Genomic DNA, 21,997 nt, shown 5'->3' with positions numbered 1-21,997 from the left:
TTGATGGAGCTAAAAGTTACGGCTAACAATGGTTTCAGCCACGGCTGATATCACTTTGATGGTCATAAACTGGAATTCTGGCTGGCAAAGATTCAAATTATTGATAATTTGGTTAGGGCAAGCTATTGATATATAAGTTAAGTAATGTTAAATTATAGTTGCGGTTGCAATTGATACTGGTTAAAGGTGTTGCTGGCCGGAACAGACTGAACATATTACCTGTATCTGGGTGTGTGGTGCAGGAGACTGTTCAGGCTGTTTTGATGGCGGCAATAAGGCTGCTGCCTATGGTGATATCACCATAGGCAAAATGTAACTAGGACTTATGTATCGCCTGCCATATTTGTTGCGCTAAGGGTTCTATGCCATGCCACAGCAAGGGTTGCCAATTGCGCTTTTTGCAAAATGAAAACACCAGAGTTTCGGCTCTGATAATGTCGTTGCAGGGTTTGAAAACCAGTAAGCCGCTGTCCTGCCAGTCTGAGTCAACTCTGATGATATAAGGTGACAGGATATAGGCAGTATATTCGGTAGTTTCCTCTGGATTGTTTGGCCATGAGCTGCCGATGGGGGTAGTTTGTTGTAGGTAATAAAGTGCAAAGGGTTGCTGTAACTGTAAGTTGTCGTGCAGTGCACTGGACAGTGCATTCTTGTCAGGTGCAAGACGTTTCATTGTCTGTCCCCCTGTGCACAATTCATGCTAAATACATTATTTGTATTTGTCATGTAGTATATCTGTGTGTACTGATGGCACCTGATTGTAAACATTTGTTGTACAAACAGGCTAGATTGCAGTAGGTGATGGGGGAGGTTCGCTTTGTAGATATCCATGTTATTGCCTTTCTCTTTTGGTCATAAAGCCGCAATCGTGCTGTCAAACACAGAAGGCGGCAGACAAATGGCAGGGTTGACAGACCGACAAAGAGAACCGGCAGGCGCGAAGCCTCCCTGCCACTGTCCACCATGAGTCAGGTGAGGCAATGAACATTCACAGACAAAAAAGCTACTCCATTGATGAGTAGCAGGATGTCTGCCTCTTTAATCAGCCTGTCAAAGCTGGCTGCGCTATTGAACACAACGTCTTTATCTTGCCGTTAAAGCTTGATACTGTCAATTATTGCCTCACACCTGATGTATCGGTTGTTTGCTGTGTATTTTCATTCTAGGTAAAAGCTATCTGTCTGCTGATTTTGTTGTGCTTGTTTTATCTCAGAAAAATTAATTTCGGATAAATTTTTATGTATATAGCATGATGAGTCTGTTGCCGTTCTGGTGACAGGTTGTAACGGGAAACGGCCAGTTTCCGGCCATATGATTTTGTATTGATGATAGCGTGTACTACAAAATATCGGTGCGTTTCGCTATATAAATTTGGCTGGCTATTGATGACGGCAATAATATTGATCGGCACACTACGCGCTGGATAGTGGCTGCGCTGTATGTCTGATTCAGTCAGAAATAAGTAATCTAATTTTAATTATCTTGCATAATTTTTGTGGGTAATGGTAAGCTATTTTACATTTATGGTGTTGTTTTATTGGCTATAAATGGCAAGGATGTTAAGCGTATAGTTGAGTATCAACTGTTGTGCCAGCTTGCATGTCCCTGCTTATTGACCCATTTCACGAATATCTGCATGAAATCAGGAGTCAGTAATTCTGGCAGGCTGTGTGGCATGCGGTTAACATGATTCTTCAGCCTGTGGCTGGTGCTGCTCACCAGAACCGGATTCTTCCTGTGGCTGCTTCAAATATGCATCTATATCAGGCTGCACTTGTTGGCAGTTGCTTTTGCTGTTAGCGTACAAAAAAGCAATCATATTTAAATATGCTAATGATTTTTCAATATATCCTTTATTTCCTATTTTACTGATTATTTTAATATTAGTAGTTTACATATAAATTTTTAGTCAGTTGAAAATATTTAAAGAACTGGATTTTCAATTTTTTATCTCAGAATCAGCAAGAGTGGAAAGATTAAAGAGTGCTGAGTAAAAGTATTGACAAATCAGCCTGAAAATTTGTTATCTGCTGGTTACATAATATTTCTGGTTTTAATGCAATAAATTATTGATTCAAAATAATTGCAATCGGGATGGATATCAGTTAATTACTAAAATATTTTGTGATTATTTTTTCCATTAAAAAAAATCGGGCATACGATTGTATGCCCGATACTTAAAATGTTTATTCAGCTATTACCATTTATAGCCGACACCTGCATTAAAGCCGGTTTCATGACCGGTGGTAGAGACACCTGCACCCCATGAGAATTTACCGCTGTTGTTTGTGGCTTTGTAGTTAATACCAACGGCAGTATAACCATGGTAGGAGCCCATACCCACGCCGACAGTCTGCTCACCGGCATTCAGCTGTGGCAGATAGGCACCTGACAGCGCCATGGCCAGTGCCGTACCGGAATAGGCACGGCGTTCTACGTGCTGTATACGGTCGTTAACATTGTTGACGTAGCGGTTGATGTTTTCTATACGGGCATTAACGCCTTTGAGCTGTGCCACGTTCACGGCATCGGAATCTTCTGTACCAGCGGCTACACCGGTAATCTGGCGATAAATACCTTTGGAAGCATCACCTACGGAAACTGCTGCTTCGGTACTGGTGGTAGCCTGAATGGCGCGAGCCTGCTGCGCTGTAGCACCTGCCGGAATATAGCCCATGATACCACCTGCTGTATTCGCTACAGAGTTGGTACCCAGTGCAACTCCGCCACTTTGGGTAACGCTGGCATGATTACCAATGGCAACGCCATCTGCGGCACTGGCTTTGGCTTCTGCACCGATAGCTACAGCCGCATTGCCGCTGGCTGCTGCAGCACCGCCTATAGCAATGGCATTATTGCCACTTGCCGAAGCGGCACTCAGGGTGGAGTTGACTTTGGCATACTTGCTGCCACCGTTGTACAGATTGCTTAACGCATGACCAACATTATGGACAATAACTTCAGTGCCGTCAGCAGTAGAGCTGATGTAATTTGGTGGCGTGAAGGTACCACCTGTACCGGCGCGGGTAACTGGATCATCAAAGCCGGCATTACCGCCCAGACTTTCTGCCACTTTAGACAGTGCGTTTGCTGTAGAAGTAGACAGGTTTTGCAAATCCTGTTTGAAATCATTTTTCATTTGCCACAACTGGCTGCCATTAACCGCATCTGTTGAATGTTCACCAATATCACCAACAGCAAGATTAGTAATTTTCTGCGGGCTACCAGAATGATGGCTGGCATCATAAGCATTGCCATTCCATTGCAGGGCGTCTGTCAGCAATGTGCTCAGAGAGCTTGATAACCCTGCTGGTATATTGCCGGCAGCCAGATTCAGCTGATCCTGTAAGCTGGACAGACTAGTCGAAGTAGAAGTAGACAGCGCATAGAGCTGACGGCCATTCACTGCCTGATTAGAGGTAGCATCAACACGACCGTTTGCAATATTACTGATCGTTCTTTCATTGCTGGCATCACGGTTCAGCCCGAAGAAGCTGGATGAACCTGTATCATTGTCGTCGAAATGCACAGCATTTTTCTGCAATTCCTCAATCAGTTTTTTCGAGGTCTGGATATCAGTCTGAGCCGTTTGGATATCATTCTGTGCAGTCTGAAGGGCTGTTTGTGCAGTTCTGAGATCTCGGTTTACAGCTTCCATATTAATCTTGTTTTCATTAACTACATTTTCAACACTACTGGATACTGAGCTGAAGATTGAAGATGAAATGCTGTATAGCTGTCCGCCATTAATGGCATCAGTTGAATTTTCCACGATATTACCGTTAGCAACATTAATGATTCTCTGCGCATTGGCCGTACCATGGCTGGCATCATAAGCAGTGCCATTCCACTGCAGGGCGTCTTTCTGCAGAGTGCTGATGCTGCTAATCGCAGTAGCAAGATTACCAGCCAGAGTGGTAGTAGACTGGGATACAATATCAATACGCGAATTGGCAGTGCTCAGACCAGTAGAGAGGTTGCCACTGAAAGCAGTAGACAGATTAGCCAAACCGGTCACGGTAGAGCTGGACAGAGAATATAATTGTCCGCCATTAACAGCATCGGTAGAGTTTGCGGTGACATTACCAGCAGCCACATTGGTAATTTTCTGCGCAGTAGTAGTACCGTGGCTGGCATCATAGGCAGTGCCATTCCATTGCAGGGCGTCTTTCTGCAAATTGGAAACACTGTTAGTTAAAGAGTTGATGTTGTTATTAACATTACTCAGGTCACCGGCATTGCGTAAAGTAGTAGACAGCGAATCCACACTGGTGGAAGTAGAGCTGGAAAGACTGAAAAGCTGCCCGGCATTAACGGCATCGGTAGAGTTTTCGCGGACATCGCCAGCAGCCACATTGGTAATTTTCTGCGCAGTGGTAGTGCCATGGCTGGCATCATAGGCAGTGCCATTCCATTGCAGGGCGTCTTTCTGCAGGAGGCTGATGTTGTTATTAACATTACTCAGGTCACCGGCATTGCGTAAAGTAGTAGACAGCGAATCCACACTGGTGGAAGTAGAGCTGGAAAGACTGAAAAGCTGCCCGGCATTAACGGCATCGGTAGAGTTTTCGCGGACATCGCCAGCAGCCACATTGGTAATTTTCTGCGCAGTGGTAGTGCCATGGCTGGCATCATAAGCAGTGCCATTCCATTGCAGGGCGTCTTTCTGCAAGTTGGAAACACTGTTAGTTAAAGAGTTGATGTTGTTATTAACATTACTCAGGTCACCGGCATTGCGTAAAGTGGTAGACAGCGAATCCACACTGGTGGAAGTAGAGCTGGAAAGACTGAAAAGCTGTCCGGCATTAACGGCATCGGTAGAATTTTCGCTGACATCACCAGCAGCTACTTTGATAATTTTCTGCGCATTGGCCGTACCGTGGCTGGCATCGTAAGCGGTACCATTCCATTGCAGGGCATCTTTCTGCAAGTTGGAAACACTGTTAGTTAAAGAGTTGATGTTGTTATTAACATTACTCAGGTCACCGGCATTGCGTAAAGTAGTAGACAGCGAATCCACACTGGTAGAAGTAGAGCTGGAAAGACTGAAAAGCTGTCCGGCATTAACGGCATCGGTAGAGTTTTCGCTGACATCACCAGCGGCCACTTTAACAATTTTCTGCGCATTGGCCGTACCGTGGCTGGCATCGTAAGCAGTGCCATTCCATTGCAGGGCGTCTTTCTGCAAATTGGAAACACTGTTAGTTAAAGAGTTGATGTTGTTATTAACATTACTCAGGTCACCGGCATTGCGTAAAGTAGTAGACAGCGAATCCACACTGGTGGAAGTAGAGCTGGAAAGACTGAAAAGCTGCCCGGCATTAACGGCATCGGTAGAGTTTGCGGTGACATTACCAGCGGCCACATTGGTAATTTTCTGTGCAGTGGCAGAGCCGTGGCTGGCATCGTAGGCAGTACCATTCCACTGCAAGGCGTCTTTCTGCAGGAGGCTGATGTTGTTATTAACATTACTCAGGTCACCGGCATTGCGTAAAGTAGTAGACAGCGAATCCACACTGGTGGAAGTAGAGCTGGAAAGACTGAAAAGCTGTCCGGCATTAACGGCATCGGTAGAGTTTGCGGTGACATTACCAGCAGCCACATTGGTAATTTTCTGCGCAGTGGTAGTGCCATGGCTGGCATCATAGGCAGTGCCATTCCATTGCAGGGCGTCTTTTTGCAGGAGGCTGATGTTGTTATTAACATTACTCAGATCACCGGCATTGCGTAAAGTAGTAGACAGCGAATCCACACTGGTGGAAGTAGAGCTGGAAAGACTGAAAAGCTGCCCGGCATTAACGGCATCGGTAGAGTTTTCGCGGACATCGCCAGCAGCCACATTGGTAATTTTCTGTGCAGTGGTAGTGCCGTGGCTGGCATCGTAGGCAGTACCATTCCACTGCAAGGCGTCTTTTTGTAGGGTGTTAATGCTGTTGTTTATTGAGGTTAAATCAGTTGCTCTAAGGATTGCTGTAGACAAACTGGATAAACCTGTCGAGGTAGAGCTGGCCAGATTTTTTAATTGTGCTACGTTAACCGCATCAGTATCGGCAGTACCGGCCGCCAGGCCAGTTATCTGGCGGGTGAGCTGCATACTTGTATTCCCGATGGCAACTGCACCAATGGTACTTTTCCATGTTGCAGACTGATTTACAGCATCGGTATTAGTGCCGGCCGGGTCATAACCCTGAATACCGGAGCTAGTATTGGCCAGAGAATCGCTACCCAGAGCCACTGCTTTTTCTACTGTTGCCATGGCGTTGGCACCCAACGCGGTAGCATTATCTTTCTGGGCAGCACTATTGAAACCAACCGCCACACTTCCTGCACCATCGGAAGTGGCCACGGAACCAAGCGCTAAACTTGCAGTGTTAGTAGCCTGAGCACCAACACCGATTGCAACAGCAGTTGCGCCGGAGGCCAATGCCGCTACACCGAAAGCCTGCGCACCGCCACCAGTGGCCGTGGCATTATTACCGAATGCTGTTGAATAATTACCTGTGGCATAAGAGCCGCAACCGGTTGCAAAGGAATAAACACCATAAGCTACAGGAAGTCTATTGATGTCTCCACCAGTTGGGGTACCCATGTAGCCGGATGATCCGGTGGTAATCCCACCAGTAGTACCGTCTCCGGTCCATACTTGCTGACCGTTGCTGACGCCATAAGGATTTTTACCACCAAAGGAGCGATTCTCAGCAAAACGCAAGTACTCAGCCATGGCACTGATTCCATCTGTGGTGACATCTCTGCGCCCATTAACTTTGTCTGCACCACAAAAATCATCATCACCAGCTAAAACGATACTGCCGTGGCTGCCGTAGCGATAGACTACGCCTGTGCTATTGGTACTTGCATTAGTAGTGCCAGTAATAGCCAGATTGGCAGCATACACCGGAGAAATTGCCTGCAATTGCAGTACCAGTGCCGTAAGCGAGAGACTAACAATTTTTTTCAGTCCAGACAAATTCAATATGCGTTTGACAAGTGGTAATTCACAAACAGTATTTGACTTGGTTTTGCTGTTTGCCAATTCTGATACAGCTACCCACGTTTGCGTATGTTCATTCCAAACAACTCGATAGACCTTATTCATAGGTTTTCCTAACTCTTGATGAAAATTAAATAACTAACAAACCTAACCTCTTCTACACATAACCATATCTGTTCATTACATCCGCCAGTTGCCCAAGCAGGCCGACAGATACATGAACAGCCAATCAATAAGAATTAAAACTGCCTGTATAAAATTTCTAATCATTTACACATGATCAAATGCAGCTAATCTGAAAGATTACGCTTGAAAAATAAAATCTTATAAATTATTAATTATTAATTATCAATATTTTCATAATAGGAAAATAATTAACTCATTGTTGTAGCTTTTTAATATATAGGTATAAATTGAAAGGGGTATTTATTGTTTTTATTAAAAAAATTAACCAATGAAAATATATTTATTGCTGTAAAGGTTTAAGTAAACTTGATAATATTTAATGCAAAGATTAATAAGAAATAAAACGGTCTGGCTGAGTAAAAGAAAATATCAGACAAAAACAGAAAACAGTTGGACAGAAGGTAATCATAGCGACACTATTACCCATTTTAAGTAGAAAATAATATATTTTTTTATTAAATTGTGATAAAAAATTAAATTAAATAATTAATTTTTAGATAAATAGATGAATCTGTGTAAATTTAAGATGAAGTTGAAATAATATTAATTTCGAATTAAACAGAATAAAATTACACTTGTATTGCCCGCCTATTTTCATGGTTATTGCTGTAAAATACAGAACTAATAAATTCATCATGCCGTAAATCAGGGTAATATCTGTAATCAGTGTAGAAATTCTTCAGCCATTTTAAATAACTGTGCCTGAGCAGTAGCCTGCCAGATATTTTTGCCATCAGTAAAAAGAATAATGGGCTAAACTGCCCGACAGGATACAGGTTGCCTGCCTATATCTATAAAACTAGCCAGAATCATTATTGTATTAGATGTATCCAATTAACCTATATCAGAACAACAGCAAGAGTAAAAATTTAAACTTTTTGGTCAATTTCCATTATTCATGTATGCGCTTTAATATATGTCAAAATTATATTTACTTATTGGTTATATTAAAGCGCTTTTCTGCATTATCGATTAGGCAAGAATCTCAGCTAATTGTTGATCAATCGAATGATCTAGTGCTTTTTCTTTTGCTTTTACCATGATGAACCGTCGGCGTCCATGACTGTTTTTGGCCCATTGTAAACCTATACTCTCTTTTTCCTTACTATCTTCATTGGTAACTAAATGTCCACCTTTGTACTCAATAACAGCAATTGAGCCATCTTGTAATTCGCAAATAAAATCAGGGTAAAAATAACCAGAAGCAATAGGCAGCCAAAACGATGTATCAAACTGTTTGGGAATATTTCTTACCCATTGTTTGACATTGGGGTGCATATCAATATAGCGTGCACAAATAAACTCTTCAGTATCTTGCCCTTTAGCATTTTTTTCACGCAAATCATCAATTTGTGCATAAAAGTGCTTAATAAACATGTAGCTGCCACGGTATGCTTGTCGGACAGGGTATAGGCCTGGTTTAAATTCAAACTGATTGAATTGAGTTTGTATTGGTGCTACAGTCATCCGTTCGAATAATTCACCTTGAAAAGCCTCTTTTCGAGCCAATGTCTGTAAACGACAAATTTCTTCACGTATGGCTTGTGCCAATTGAAATTTGTATCGTACTAGCGATGTAAAGCTAAATCCACAGTTATGTTGTAGATAGCCTATCAATTTAATCAAATACGCTCGCATACTCCTTTGTGTAATGCTGGGTTGCCGTACTTGTTGGTCTAACCACGTCACTAAATCATTTTCGGTTATCTCGGTTTCCATTTCATTAAAATGTAGTTGTTCGGTGCTGAGATGACGGTAGGTTAACTCTCTTTCTTTAATATTCATGTCAATTTCATATGAGTTGGCTGTTTCACATATTTTGAAGGACAGATGTAATGGATAGTTAAGTAAATCAAAATCTATCAGGCTTTCAATTACTTCATTTTCTACTACTTGCCATTCGTCATCGGCAAATAAGCTTAATTGTGGTATGAGTGCAAAGGTTTGATACCATTCAGGCGCCTGTGCAGCTTGGCGTTCAGCTCGTGCATTATTGAATGCTTGCTGTATTTCAACCTGTTTTCTTTTTGGTGTTTGGCCTACTATTAACCGCTCGACTTGATTGAAGGTTTCAGTACTCGAACCCTTTTTAATCAGTAACGTTGCGCCGCCGCTTGTTAAGGGATGTACCTGTATAGCTGATTTTATTTCTTCAGAAAAATTTGTGGTATCCGGTACTTGTGCTAGGGGGACCGCTACTTCAGGGACAATTGCGGGGATTTGTACACTATTTTGTGCTAGGGTCAGATTTAATCTACCTTGCTGATGAGTAGCCAATGCCATATCAGCTTCCCAGCGATTAAAACCCATATTATTGATCATACGGTCTTTTAAATTGGCGGCGGCCTGTGCCGTGGATTCGGCAATAACATGGGCATAGGCCTTGTTTAAGCTCTCAACCGGCCGCTTTTGGGCATAAGGCATGCGTAATACACGGCCTAATAATTGTTCTACATCCACTGCTGAATTCATATTTTGCAGCGATGCTAATACGTATGCAAAAGGACAATCCCAGCCTTCACGCAATGCTTCTACGGTAATGACAAAGCGAATCGAACAATTAGGTACAGATAAATTAACATTATTTAATTCTTTTACTGCACCGGTTGAAATAGCAATCTCTTTTTCATTGATATTTAGTTCATTGATTAAGTAAGCTTGTACTACATCAACAGTGGCTTCTCCTCCTTTAGGTTGTGCTTGAATTAATAAAATTGGCCGAATATATTGTGCATCTTGCTGTGCTTCGGTTTCTAATTGACGGCGTTGCAATACAGCATCACGCAAACATGGTTGCCAGCCATCAGGGTGCTCAGTCAATATAATGGGTAATTTGATCATCTGCGCAGCTTTAAGTTCGGCAGCTGATACTGAATACAGCACATTATTATTGCGGGGGGTGGCAGTTAGCTCAACCAGACACAGTGGGTTTAAGCGCTTGAGTGTTGTGAATGATAGTTTGGTACGACTTTTATGTGCTTCGTCAAGAATAATAATCGGGCGATGCAGATGAAACCAGTTTGCTAATGAGTGTTTAATCCGCCCGATGTCTTTTGGGGTTAGATAAGGCTGAGCTTCAATTGTTGCTGCATCAACGCGCTCCATACCCTGTTCCTGCTGTGGTGTGAGTCCGGCAAAGTGTGGGGATAATTCTTCAAAAAACGCATAAACATTGCGTTTTTCGGTTTTGCTGATATTAAATGATTGAATAGTAGTAACAATAATTAAACATAATTTTCCTATATCGTATGGATTAATAGTTTGCAAATTATCTAAATCACATACTTTGATGTTATCACCGTAAGTTTGCATCACTGCTTGGCGATAAGGATGTGATACATTAGACAGTGCTTTTAATGTTTGCTGACGGATTACATCGGAAGGGACTAACCACAATACCACAGGTGCATTACTGTCAGCATAGTTTTTTGCCGTTATTGCTATGCTATGTGCCGCAATTAAAGTTTTGCCACCACCTGTTGGAACACGTAAACATACACAGGGAGTATCACTTAAACTATCTGGAAAAAAGTTGATGTATTCGGTACGCTCATGGATAAATGCCTGTCGATGGTTGACCATTTCTTCAAAGGCTATTTTGCTGTTGCTTACTCGTGCATGAATGTAAAACTCTTTGAGCGCATTTAATGCTTGTTGTTGATAATTTTTCAGTGCTAAGGCCATTCTATTATCCTTTAATTGATATTTATTCTTTAAACACGGTTATGCAATTCATATGGAATCTGTTTGAACTCAATCTGTTCAGTATTCAAACGCGCTTCGCCCAGACGCGTAGCTTCGCCGAAAATTACTTTTTTGCCTGTATGAGGATGAAGAGCCAGTAAATGTGCCAAAAGTACTGAAGTAAGAACATTGCCGCCATTCGGGCGACGATCACCCAATATGCCGTTGTATAACAAATAATATGCCACTCCCTCATGTTCTCCGATAAATGGTAATTGTGTATCAAGTTTCAGACCCATGGCAGTTTGGGTTTCAAGCCACCAGACATAAGCGGCTAAATCTTTAAAGCGTACATTTGGTGTAATATGCCCTTCTGCATCAAACACAGGCGCACCTAAGGTGTAAAACGAAAATCCACCTCCCCCCTGCCAGTTTACTTCCTTCGATATACCCCCTTGTTCGCCTTCAATTACTTTTTCCAGACGAGGCAAACAGTGAGTAATAGCATGGGCACCCATTTCAATACCGATATAACGACGGTTCATTTTATGGGCTACGGCGGCAGTGGTGCCGCTACCAAGGAAAGAATCGAGGATTAGGTCGTTTTCATTAGTGGCAATATGTATTATTTTATTTAAAAGTAACTCTGGTTTTGGTGTATTAAATAAATTATTTTGGTTTCCAAACATAGTACGCATTTCTGTTTTTGCACCAATATTATGTCCTGCAAATTTGTGGTTCCAGAGAGTAGTAGGTACAACCCCTTCTTGTACTTCAGATAAAAATGTTTTTTTATACGGTCTTGACTTACCATTTTTTCCAAACCAAATTCTATTGTCTGCTAATAGTTCCTCATATTTTTGTTTTGATATTACCCAAGCTCTAGTAGGAGGAGGGCGAAAAGATAAACCTGCTGGAGATATTATCTCGTAGTCATTCGCTTCTGAATATGTTTTCACCGACAAATTTGTTGAATACCAGTTACCTCTGGGATCGTTGTCTGGATTGGCATATTTTGCGTTTAACTCATCACTTCTAGCTAAAAGATTAGGCCTCCATATATTTCCATTTTTAGTATAAAGAAATACATGATCATGAAGAGCAGAAAATTTCTTAGAATCATTTGTAGCTGCATATTTTTTTTGCCAGATAATATTTGCGACAAAATTATTACGCCCAAAAATCTCATCCATTATTACTTTAAAGTAATGAGCTTCTCGGTCATCCAATGTTACCCAGATACTGCCATCTTCTGCTAATAATTCTCGCAGTAATACTAATCGTGGATACATCATGCTTAACCACTGTGAATGTTCTAATTTATCATCATAGTGTTCAAAAGCAGTTTGAGTGTTATAGGGTGGGTCGATAAAAATACACTTTACTTTGCCTGCATAAAATGGCAGCAGTGCTTTAAGTGCCTGTAGATTATCACCTTGAATAATCATATTCTCCTGTGCGGATTTCACATCCCCATGTGTACTTTGGTGGTGCAGTAAGTGATAGGGTACTTGTTCACCGGTTTGTACTGCTTGATTTTTATTCACCCATTGTAAAAATGGCATAAAGCATCCTTAGTTGTAATCTTTGCTGGATTTTATCAAAGACAGCGCTGCTATTTAATTAAATAGCTGTCAGTCTTGTGTTTAAATTTTGATAATTGTTCTTAAATTATTGCTGGAACTGGTCGTTGTTAGATTGGTGATTGGCTGATTGTAACAAATAAAAATAATTGTGCTTAGTAGTTATTAATCGTGGCTTGAAATAGGCTAAAACGTCCTATAGTAACCTAATTGTGATTAAATAATTGTTTTGTATGGCATTTTAAGGAAGAAGAATTTGATGATTTCGCTAGGCTGGTGATTAGATAGTAAAACCATCTGCATGGTGATTTATATGGCTTGTTCAGAGAGGAGTAAAGATATGGTGTTGGCTATGTCTGCGGGCTGTGCCAGTTTTCTGAGGTGGATGTCGGGTTGCTATCAATGATGCTGGCCGGTGGTTTGCTGTCTGGCCACAGTTGTTGCTGCATGGCGGTGAGGATGGAGCAGGGGAGATGATGTTGACGCGCACATGTGGGACGACTTCCAGTGCCAGATTGCGGCAGAAGTGGCTTAGGGCAGCTTTGGTGGTGGCATCAGGCCTAGCTGGGTGCGGGGCATACGCGCGCTGTTGTTCGTCGCCAGACAGGGCTGAACCCTGCTGGCCAACGCTTTGGTGAATTCCTTTGTCTGCACGATCAATGATTTGTTCCAGCGCGCAAAGAATGCATATTATGGTTGTTGGGTAATTATTCTATCGCTTATATTTATATATAAGACGGTCAGCTAATGTTTAATCTACTGCGAACCGAAGTTGCCAGATATATTTTTGCATAATAAATCGAATATGCCGTTAATTAATAAAATCCCCAGAATAATCAGTAATGCGCCGGAAAAAAATTCAGCAGTTGGGATTTCGTGTAAAAACAGCCAGCCCAGTATCATTGCAAAAATAGGTTCAGCTAATTCGGTAACTTGTACGCGAGCGGCTGATAGGCAACTGAGTGCTTTGGTGGTGCAGTAAAAGCCAAGAATGGTTGGTAAAACGGCCAGAGCAGATAGGCCGGTAATAGTTTGCCAATTCATATTTAGCGGATTACTGTGCACCGTGAATGCATAAGGTAACGCCAGATAAAATACCCCAAACAACAGTAATAATCTGGTGAGATAAATTCCTCCGGATAATCCGAACTTTTTTACCAGCACACTGAAAAGCCCATAGCCTAATCCCGCAGTAGCGGCAAAAGTTAATAATAGTAGTGTACCTTTTTCTGACCAGGATATAACACTGATGCCAGCAATAGCCAGTCCTGTGCCCACTAGTGCCGGGATGGTGATTTTTTCCCCTAAGAGTAACCAGCCAAAAAAAAGTGCCGTAATTGCTGCTGAGGTCATTACCACTACGACAACGTTGGCTGCGAAGCCATAACCATAAGCCAGTGTTTCAAAGAAAAACAGTGTAAAAATCCCAAACAATGAACATAAAGCTATATGTAACCAGACTATTTTGCTAGTGTCGGTTTTGGGAGCAATCATTTGCATCTGCTGATTAAACGGAACCCGAATAAGCAGTAGTGAGACAAAAACGGTGGCAATCAATGTTTTATAGAATGCTATTTCATATGCATTCAGGCCGCTGGACATCAGTAATTTGCTGATCATGCCAATAGAGCCATTTAGCGCGGCTGCTGATAATGCAAAAAAGATTCCGGTTATGGATTTAGACATTTTTTGATTCTTTCCTCTGAATTTCCTTATACAGATATTCCACAATCTGACTAAATCAGGATTCACATATTTATAAGGAGCAATATTGGTATATTGTCTGTATTAATTGATTAAGGAGTATAAGTTGTATTTATATCATCTGATTATGTTTGTTCATAGGGTAAAGTAATTTCTTTATCTATGGTTTGTTCAATGTAAATGATACCCACTGCTAATACGCTATTCGTATGACATTATGAGTGTAGGTAAGCATTAAAATCATTCGTATCATGTATCAGTATATCAAGCAGTTTGTAATGCAAAAATAGCTTGTCTCTTCCAAATTGCATTTCTTTCAGCACGCCAATAGTCCATAATTCTTTAAGATATTTGGAGGCTGTCTGCCTACCGGCAATACCGCGTTGTTGCAGATGAATAATACGGGTAGTAATTCAAATAACAAATTAATTCATAACTGTATATTTGTGGTTTTATGTCTTTAATATATTTGATTGTATGTTGCTGTAGTCGACGAATAGGATCAATTTTGGCTATAGTCCATAATGCTGCTGATTCGATACTTTTTAGCATATATAAAATCCATTCTTCCCACGCCTGATTTTTAGTGACATTTAATAATCCTTGATAATAAGCGTCCTTGTTTTGAATGATATATTGGTTCGGATATAAGCTTCGGTGAAGTCAGTAGTCCTTTATCACTCAGTATCAGGCTAGTTAAGACGCGTCCAATACGGCCATTGCTATCCTCAAATGGGTAAATTGCTTCAAATTGATAATGAGCAATGGCTAAAATGATTAAGGGGTCTAAATGATCGCTTTGGTGAATAAAGTGTTCCCAATTTGCTAGCTTGTTACGAATAATTTCATCGCCGTGAGGTGGCGTGTAAATAATCTGATGTGTCTGGCTGTTTCTCAATGCTGTGCCATCTAGTTTTCGGATATCCATAGCACTACCTTTAATTTTGCTACATACTAAAACGGCTGTGTGAGTGCATAATGGTCTTTTTGTTAAAGATTGCACTCCTTCAAACAGTGCAGAACGATATCGCAATGCTTCTTTTGTCATTGGATCAGCCTGTGATTCCATTCCGATATACTGAAAAAGTTTATCTGTGGTTGTGACAATATTTTCAATTTCAGAACTGGCCTGTGCTTCCATAATAGGCAGAACATTAATAAGCATAGTTTGATTAGGTATCCATTCTGCTATTTGTTTGAGTTTAGCCAGAGCGGTACGTGCTGGAATACGCTGCTTCAGAATTGCTTTAGTTTTAATTTCGGCTCGTGGTGGTAATGATGGCTGTGCATTATAGGATTTATCAAATTCTCAGGCAGACATGTTTATTAATCTCTAAAATTTAAACATGTTTTAAGTACATGTTTAAAGCGTGTACATATCCAGAAAATATGTTTAAATTTTGAGATTTTTTAAATATATTGTTTGGGTTTAAATATATGTTTATAAAATCAATAAGATAAATGCTAGGTTGCAACTAGAATGTTGCATTGGAATTATTATCCATCTGTATCAGGTAATTAATCATCAAGTTGGTAAGTAAATTTAATACTTTTTTGATGTTTAGGGGATTTCTGTAGAAAATTACTGCGCTTTGCGGTTATGAATCGTGGCTTGAGGCAAGTTCAAATTGTCTGCTCTGTAGATGGTTATGGTTTAGCTTTTCCTTTGAATGAGGGTTGCAGGAAGAAATTGGCTGGGTTTGTTGCTGCGGTGCAGCTTCTAAATTTCTGACTATACTCCCAGTGTGGCGCCGCCATCGACAACGATTTCCTGCATGGTGATTTGTGCGGCCTGTTCGGAGAGCAGGAAGGATACGGTGTTGGCTATGTCTGCGGGCTGTGCCAGTTTTCTGAGGGGGATGCCGAGGCGGTACTGGCTTGGGTCGCCATTGATGATGCTGGCCGGTGGTTTGCTGTCTGGCCACAATTGTTGCTGCATGGCGGTGAGGGTGGAGCCGGGGGAGACGATGTTGACGCGTACATGCGGGGCGACTTCCAGTGCCAGATTGCGGCAGAAGTGGCTGAGGGCAGCTTTGGTGGTGGCATACAGGCCTAGCTGGGTGCGGGGCATGCGCGCGCTGTTGGAGCTGACGGTAACAATGCTGCCGTGTTGCTGCTGACAGAAATGGCGGGCTAAATGCTGGCTGATGAAGATGGGTGCCAGTAAGTTGATATTCAGGCTGGTTTGCCATTGTGCTTCGGTGGCGCTGAGCAGTGGGGTGAGTATGAGTATGCCGGCAACGTTAACCAATCCGGTGATGTGATACTGGGCGATAAGGGTATTAAGCAGGATGCGGGTTTCTTCAATGGCGGTGATGTCCTGACTGACACCAAGCCAGTGAGGCTGATACTGGGCTGCTATTGTTTGTTGTACCGGCCAGTTTGCTGGTGCAGGCTGTTTGTCGATGCCGATAACATGATAGTTCTGCTGGAGCAGTTTGATGACTACGGCGGCGCCGATACCTTGTGCTGCGCCGGTGACGATGATGGCTGGCTGCATTCGGGTGTTCTCCTGAGTATGGTTATTGTTGCTGAAATACGTTGAGCATGGTTTGCATTTTGGCTTCGGTTTCGAGCCATTCTGTGGCTGCATCTGAGCCCGCCACGATGCCGGCACCGGCATACAGGCGGATTGTGTTGTGATTCAGGAGGCCATTGCGGATGGTGACTACCCATTCGCCATTGCCATTGGCGTCCATCCAGCCATTGAGGCCGCTGTAGTAGTGGCGGTTATAGCCTTCATGGTTGAGGATGAATTGTCTGGCTGTTGTGGTTGGGGTACCGCATACGGCGGGTGTGGGATGCAGGTGCAAGGCCAGATTGAGGGCGTCGGGGGCGTTGTCTTTTAGCTGTCCCTGAAATACGGAAGACAGGTGCAGCATGGTGGAGGTGGTGAGGATTTCGGGTGTTTCTGAAGCGCTGAATTGGCTGCAATAGCTGCTGAGCTTGTGCCGGATGTTGTCTATAACGAATTGGTGCTCATGCCGGTCTTTGGCAGACTGATACAGCTCGGTTTTGCTGTGGCTGTTTTGTGTGGCGCTGCTGGAACGTGGCCGTGAACCGGCCAGTGGATTGCTGCGTACCTGTTGTTGCTGGCGTGACAGTAGTAATTCGGGGCTGGCGCCGAAAATATACTGGTTTTCTTCTATTGGAATGAGAAAGTTATAGGCATCGGGATTTTGTTTTACCAGTGTCTTGAATATGTGCTCTGGATTATGCTGCTGGTTGAATTCGTATTCTGTTGCCTGTGACAGGACAATTTTTTGTATTTTGTCGCTGGCCATGGCGTTTAAGGCTAGCTGAACGCTGTGCTCGAATGCCTGACGTTCTACCAGTGCTTTTTTGTGCACGAGGGTGGTGGGTATATGAGACGGGTGGTTATGGGGGATAGCGGGTGCGGTTTTGTCAAAATCGCTGTAAAAATTTAATGTGCCGTTCTGGGTGGTGTCAAATGGGATGGCTGCGATCAGGATGGGGTTGGGATGACCTTGCGCTTTGATGTTGTTAAAGCAGCGGGCAATTTGCTGATTGTAGGCGGTGTGGGGGTTGATGGGCATGTGGATTTTGTGGATAAGATGCCGGGCGCTGATGTGGTGATTTTTGCCGGCAAAACAGGCAATCTGATCCTGATGGTGTGAGCGGAGGCGTTGGTGTGCGCTGGATGCTTTGATGGTCATTTTGGTTACCTGTGGGTATGGGTGGGTTATCTGTCAGTAAAAATGTAGATAAGTCAGGGTATGTGAGTTTGTCTATACTAATGCAAATAATTATCATTATCAATTATTATGTTGTGAATAAATGTGTTTTGTTTGTGCCGGGAAAAATCTGCTACAGGCCGGATTTAAATATATGCTATGGTGATTATTTCTTGTTGTGTACAGGTAAAGCAAACTTTTGCTGTTTGCGGTTTTTTATGCTTTTTGGATGTTTTAATCTGAAAATACAGATTCTGGCTGCTGCGGGGCTGGTAAATAATGGCACTAAAATCGATAAGTGATTGGTATTTATGAAACCAGGCTTTGATGATGCTTTCTTTGGCGGAAAAAAGCAGTAATGCCTGTTGCGGCAGGCTGATGTTGTGTGCCGTTATGTGTTGTAGTTCCTGTGGCTGGAGAAATAGTGCCAGTATGGTTTTGTTGTTGTGGATGATGTGCTGATGCTGCCGCTGTTCGATATCAATACCCAGATAGCAGCTGTGTGCTGGTTGCTTGTTGTGTACGCTGGCGATGGCCAGACATTGCCATTGATTGCTGCTGTGGCTGATGCTGCCTTGTAGTTGTTGTGGAAAAAGTGGCTGCCCGTGTGCGCCTGATTCAAGGGTAAAGTTGCTGTAGCCGTGGGGCTGCAAGGCGTATTTTGCGGCCAGTCTGCCAGCCACAAATTCTAGCTGGCGTTTGTGCCTGCTGCGTTGAATGGTTTCTGGCAGATGTATGCTGAAATTCTGGCAAAGCTTATGCAGCGCTGAGCTGCTGATAGGCTGCATGCGTATCTGGTGTATGGTGCTGTGGCCGATGTTAAGGGTGTGATGGCTGAATAATGCGGGCTGATGATTATCTGCTACGGCCGTTTTCGCTCTGCTGGCCGGATAGCCATGTGGATGCAGTGACACGTGTTGTTTTGATAATAAAGTCATAAATCGCCTTGTTGTTTGCACAGCCGCTAGCTGGATAAGTCCAGAGTTTGGGTAGGCTGCCACGGAGCGGCACTGCGATGGGAGACAAAAATCAGGGTCTGGGATTGTGCAAGGATGGTTTTAATCAGTTGTTGTTCGGTGTTTTCATCCAGTGCTGAGGTGGCTTCATCCAGAATGAGTATGGGCGCGTGTTTAATCAGGGCACGGGCAATGGCTACACGTTGTTGTTCGCCGCCAGACAGGGCAGAGCCTTGCTGGCCAACGTTTTGATGAATGCCTTCGTCTGCGCGGTCGATAATTTGTCCCAGCGCGCATTGGCGGGCGATGGTTTCGATTTCGGCATCGCTGGCATCGAAACGGCCGATGCGGATATTGTCTGCCAGTGTGCCGGTGAAAATAATCGGGTTCTGGGCTACGTAAGCCATGTTTGCTGCCAGTGCCTGAGGGGATAGTTGCGGCAGGGAGATGCCGTCCAGACGGATTTCGCCCTGTGCCGGATCATCAAAGCGCATGCACAGTTGCAGCAGGGTGCTTTTGCCACTGCCGCTTGTGCCGGCCACGTGTACGCGGCTACCCACGGGAATATCCAGATTTACTGCTGCTGATTCGGGGTTGTACACCAGATTATGCAGGGACAGATGCGGCTGCTGTGGTGTGTGTGTTGTGGCAGCTTGCGACAATACGGGCGGGTTGGTGAGTTGCTGGAAGTGGCGCAGTGAGCTGATTAAGTCGTTGATGCTTAAACCTGCTGTAGCCAGTGCGCTTAATGGTGCGCCGGCACGCCCCATCAGGAGTAGTGCGGCCAGTATCAGGCGCTCGTTGCTCTGGCCAGACAGGATGCAGTACAGCGCCATGCCGGCCATGGGTAATACATTGGCTATGGTGGCAATCAGGGTGGCCCATGCGGCGCTGAGATTGATTCTGCTTAACAGGTTTTCCTGACGCATCCAGTTTTGCTGGATGGAATCGAGGGCATGTGCTGGTCCGGCCGCTGTACGCAGCAGGGAGAGGTGCTCTACCAGTTCGAGGGTGGCAGTGGCGCTGTCCAGCTCGGCCTGATGGCGCTGGGCATCGGTTTTGTTTAGCGCATATTGTGCCCATAGCTGTATGGCTAATGACAGGACAATCAGTGTCAGTGCCACCAGCATCATGCCGGTATCAGCCACAACCGCCAGTCCGATGCAGATAAACAGGGGCAGGCAGGGGGCGTGTAAAAAAGTTTGTAGCTGATGCGCCGGAATGCTCATAAAGTTGGGAATTTCCTGTCCGGCGGTTTTGCTGATAACAGCACGGCGCTGATCGTTAAACCAGGAGAGCTTGGCACTGGACAGGGAATGCCCTAAAGCGGCAAATAAATCACCGGCCAGCCGTACGCCGGTAAGGAAACCGCTGCGGGTAACCATTACGGTGATGATAATGGCGCTGATGGCACTGGTGAGTACCCACAGCGAAGACTGCTGGTGCACTATGGCCAGAGCCAGTATGGTATAGGCACAGGCTTCTACGGCAGCAACCAGTATCCAGCCGATGCTGATGCCAAGCAGGCGTGGTCTGGTGGCGGCAGGTATGGCTTCAAAGAGGGGGCGGTTTGGGGTGCTGGCTGTATTCATGCCGCGCTCCTTAAATTGGGTAATTCCAGTTGCGCATCGGCCTGATTGGCCAGTGCCTGCTGATGGGTTACTACGATGATGGTTTTATGCGCGGTTTTGGCCAGTTCACACAGTGCCTGAAAAATGGCCTGTGCATGCTGGTTGTCAAGGGCGCTGGTTGGTTCATCCAGTAAGATGACTTCGGCCGTGCTGAGAAAGGCACGGGCAATATTGACCCGCTGTTTTTCGCCACCGGAAAGGGTGCTGGCTGGTGTGGATAAGTCTATGTTTAGCTGTGCTTTGGCCAGTGCCTGCTGCATGGCCTCGTCGCTGGCTTCAGGCGCTGTAAGCGCCAGATTGCTGCGCACGCTGCTGTTGAGAACATCGTAGCCTTGTGGAATAAGTAGAATCAGTTGCTGACGTGTGTCTTCATGCAGAGCAGCTACTTCGGTCTGGCCTAGCTCAATATCACCCGATGTTAGGGACACCAGTCCGGCAAGGGCATTTAATAAGGTGGTTTTACCGGCGCCACTGGCGCCGGTGATGGCGGTAAGGGCGCCGGCGGGAAAGGTAAAGCTGAGTTGATGCCAAACTGGCCGTTCTTCCTGTAGCAGGCTGGCGTTGTGAATGGTGAGGGTGGGGGGATGTTGAATTTGCCGGATGTAGCCGGCAGGCAGCAGGGGCTCTTGTAAAAATTCGGCCAGACGTTTGGCCGCAGCGCGTCCGGCTCTGATGTAGTCGATTCCATGACCCAGACGTAAAGTTGGTGTGACAATGGCCAGACTGAATAACAGGGTGGCAGCCAGTGTGGTGGTGCCATAGGCATGGCTTACCCAATAGGCAATGGCGAAGGTGGCCACTGCCTGTAACAGAGCTACGGCAATGGATGCCGGGGTGGCCACTTTGGCTACCCAGTGCACCATATCGCGGGTAAACCGATCGGTGGCCTGTGTATAAGCAGTGAGCGCACTGGAATGCTGGCCATATATGCGATATACCGGAATGCCACGCACATACTCATCGGCTTTGTTGATGATGTCCAGCATCACCTGCATGCGTGCCGTACCATCGCGCCGGGTCATGTACGGCATGATAACGAGATAATACAGGGAGGCAATGAAACCGGGCAGTAACACCCATAGTGTTGCCAGACCAATAAAATAAATCAGTATGCCGATGGATAACAGCGGGATTACGGTGAAAACGGCTATTTCTGCGGGTAAGTGTGCCAGCATATGGTGCAGGTTGCTGATGTCGTCGGTTAGCAGTTGTTTCAGTGTCTGCTCATTCTGTCTGGCCAGTGTATTCATGGGCAGGCGGATTAAATGCTGCGCCACGCAGCGGCGCAATGTGGCTGCAAAGCGGCTTTCTGCCTGATGCGCCAGCCACGCCGACCATGCGGTAAACACAGCGGCCAAAAGCCAGCACAGCAGTGCATACCCCAGCCAGTGCCAGGTGCTGTGGCCGATAAATTTAACTACAAACCATAGTGCGGCCAGCATGGCGATGCCAGCAACCACCGCAGCCAGTGTGCCACCTGCCAGTCCGGGTAAGGCCGCACGCCACTGACGCGAAAGATTTGGCCGGGTATTGTGGTTGTGGCCGGAGATGTTTAAATCACTCATGT

General features: G+C 44.5%; 14 protein-coding genes. All 14 read right to left on the bottom strand.

The features are described 5' to 3' along the window. Nucleotides 1-316: 316 nt before the first annotated feature. A complete protein-coding gene (locus GYX26_RS03650; RefSeq protein ID WP_174828146.1) occupies nucleotides 317-673 on the bottom strand; it encodes a hypothetical protein in 357 nt (118 codons plus the stop codon). Nucleotides 674-1,681: 1,008 nt separating this feature from the next. Next, a complete protein-coding gene (locus tag GYX26_RS03645) occupies nucleotides 1,682-1,819 on the bottom strand; it encodes a hypothetical protein (protein WP_174828144.1) in 138 nt (45 codons plus the stop codon). Between the two features lie 378 nt (nucleotides 1,820-2,197). After that, nucleotides 2,198-7,096, bottom strand: coding sequence for an ESPR-type extended signal peptide-containing protein (locus GYX26_RS03640; protein WP_174828142.1), 4,899 nt, complete (start codon nucleotides 7,094-7,096; stop codon nucleotides 2,198-2,200). A 1,053-nt stretch (nucleotides 7,097-8,149) separates the two neighbouring features. Beyond that, nucleotides 8,150-10,861, bottom strand: a complete 2,712-nt coding sequence (locus tag GYX26_RS03635; RefSeq protein ID WP_174828140.1) for a DEAD/DEAH box helicase — start codon at nucleotides 10,859-10,861, stop codon at nucleotides 8,150-8,152. 29 nt (nucleotides 10,862-10,890) lie between these two features. Beyond that, complete coding sequence (locus GYX26_RS03630; RefSeq protein WP_174828138.1) at nucleotides 10,891-12,426, bottom strand: site-specific DNA-methyltransferase; 1,536 nt, start codon at nucleotides 12,424-12,426, stop codon at nucleotides 10,891-10,893. 549 nt (nucleotides 12,427-12,975) lie between these two features. Then, on the bottom strand, nucleotides 12,976-13,098 hold the full coding sequence (locus GYX26_RS11540) for a hypothetical protein (protein WP_255453838.1): 123 nt from the start codon (nucleotides 13,096-13,098) through the stop codon (nucleotides 12,976-12,978). A gap of 102 nt (nucleotides 13,099-13,200) precedes the next feature. Next, entirely contained in the window at nucleotides 13,201-14,130 is a 930-nt protein-coding gene (locus tag GYX26_RS03625; protein ID WP_174828136.1) for a DMT family transporter, read from the bottom strand. Nucleotides 14,131-14,363: 233 nt separating this feature from the next. Then, nucleotides 14,364-14,525 (bottom strand): hypothetical protein, encoded by a 162-nt coding sequence (locus GYX26_RS11645; RefSeq protein ID WP_370520841.1) that lies wholly within the window; start codon nucleotides 14,523-14,525, stop codon nucleotides 14,364-14,366. Nucleotides 14,526-14,731: 206 nt separating this feature from the next. Next, nucleotides 14,732-15,328, bottom strand: a complete 597-nt coding sequence (locus GYX26_RS11380) for a Fic family protein (RefSeq protein ID WP_370520840.1) — start codon at nucleotides 15,326-15,328, stop codon at nucleotides 14,732-14,734. A 552-nt stretch (nucleotides 15,329-15,880) separates the two neighbouring features. Beyond that, complete coding sequence (locus GYX26_RS03615) at nucleotides 15,881-16,648, bottom strand: SDR family NAD(P)-dependent oxidoreductase (RefSeq protein WP_174828134.1); 768 nt, start codon at nucleotides 16,646-16,648, stop codon at nucleotides 15,881-15,883. 22 nt (nucleotides 16,649-16,670) lie between these two features. After that, nucleotides 16,671-17,825 (bottom strand): isochorismate synthase MenF, encoded by a 1,155-nt coding sequence (locus tag GYX26_RS03610; protein ID WP_174828132.1) that lies wholly within the window; start codon nucleotides 17,823-17,825, stop codon nucleotides 16,671-16,673. A 164-nt stretch (nucleotides 17,826-17,989) separates the two neighbouring features. Next, the gene (locus GYX26_RS03605; protein ID WP_174828130.1) at nucleotides 17,990-18,781 is read right to left on the bottom strand and encodes a 4'-phosphopantetheinyl transferase; all 792 of its coding nucleotides are present in this window, start codon (nucleotides 18,779-18,781) and stop codon (nucleotides 17,990-17,992) included. A 26-nt stretch (nucleotides 18,782-18,807) separates the two neighbouring features. After that, nucleotides 18,808-20,391 carry an ABC transporter ATP-binding protein gene (locus GYX26_RS03600; protein WP_174828128.1) on the bottom strand — a complete coding sequence of 528 codons (1,584 nt, stop codon included), beginning with the start codon at nucleotides 20,389-20,391 and terminating at the stop codon, nucleotides 18,808-18,810. Continuing rightward, a complete protein-coding gene (locus tag GYX26_RS03595) occupies nucleotides 20,388-21,995 on the bottom strand; it encodes an ABC transporter ATP-binding protein (RefSeq protein WP_174828126.1) in 1,608 nt (535 codons plus the stop codon). Before GYX26_RS03595 ends, GYX26_RS03600 begins: the two co-directional genes overlap by 4 nt. Between the last annotated feature and the right edge of the window lie 2 nt (nucleotides 21,996-21,997).

The organism is Snodgrassella sp. ESL0253, assembly GCF_013344965.1.
Classification (GTDB): domain Bacteria; phylum Pseudomonadota; class Gammaproteobacteria; order Burkholderiales; family Neisseriaceae; genus Snodgrassella; species Snodgrassella alvi_B.
This window is presented reverse-complemented; position numbering and strand designations above follow the sequence as displayed.

Bases quoted from the DNA above. Each gene is read 5' to 3' on its own strand.
- GYX26_RS03650 (WP_174828146.1), bottom strand. From the start codon at position 673: ATGAAACGTCTTGCACCTGACAAGAATGCACTGTCCAGTGCACTGCAC.
- GYX26_RS03645 (WP_174828144.1), bottom strand. From the start codon at position 1,819: ATGATTGCTTTTTTGTACGCTAACAGCAAAAGCAACTGCCAACAAGTG.
- GYX26_RS03640 (WP_174828142.1), bottom strand. From the start codon at position 7,096: ATGAATAAGGTCTATCGAGTTGTTTGGAATGAACATACGCAAACGTGG.
- GYX26_RS03635 (WP_174828140.1), bottom strand. From the start codon at position 10,861: ATGGCCTTAGCACTGAAAAATTATCAACAACAAGCATTAAATGCGCTC.
- GYX26_RS03630 (WP_174828138.1), bottom strand. From the start codon at position 12,426: ATGCCATTTTTACAATGGGTGAATAAAAATCAAGCAGTACAAACCGGT.
- GYX26_RS03625 (WP_174828136.1), bottom strand. From the start codon at position 14,130: ATGTCTAAATCCATAACCGGAATCTTTTTTGCATTATCAGCAGCCGCG.
- GYX26_RS03615 (WP_174828134.1), bottom strand. From the start codon at position 16,648: ATGCAGCCAGCCATCATCGTCACCGGCGCAGCACAAGGTATCGGCGCC.
- GYX26_RS03610 (WP_174828132.1), bottom strand. From the start codon at position 17,825: ATGACCATCAAAGCATCCAGCGCACACCAACGCCTCCGCTCACACCAT.
- GYX26_RS03605 (WP_174828130.1), bottom strand. From the start codon at position 18,781: ATGACTTTATTATCAAAACAACACGTGTCACTGCATCCACATGGCTAT.
- GYX26_RS03600 (WP_174828128.1), bottom strand. From the start codon at position 20,391: ATGAATACAGCCAGCACCCCAAACCGCCCCCTCTTTGAAGCCATACCT.
- GYX26_RS03595 (WP_174828126.1), bottom strand. From the start codon at position 21,995: ATGAGTGATTTAAACATCTCCGGCCACAACCACAATACCCGGCCAAAT.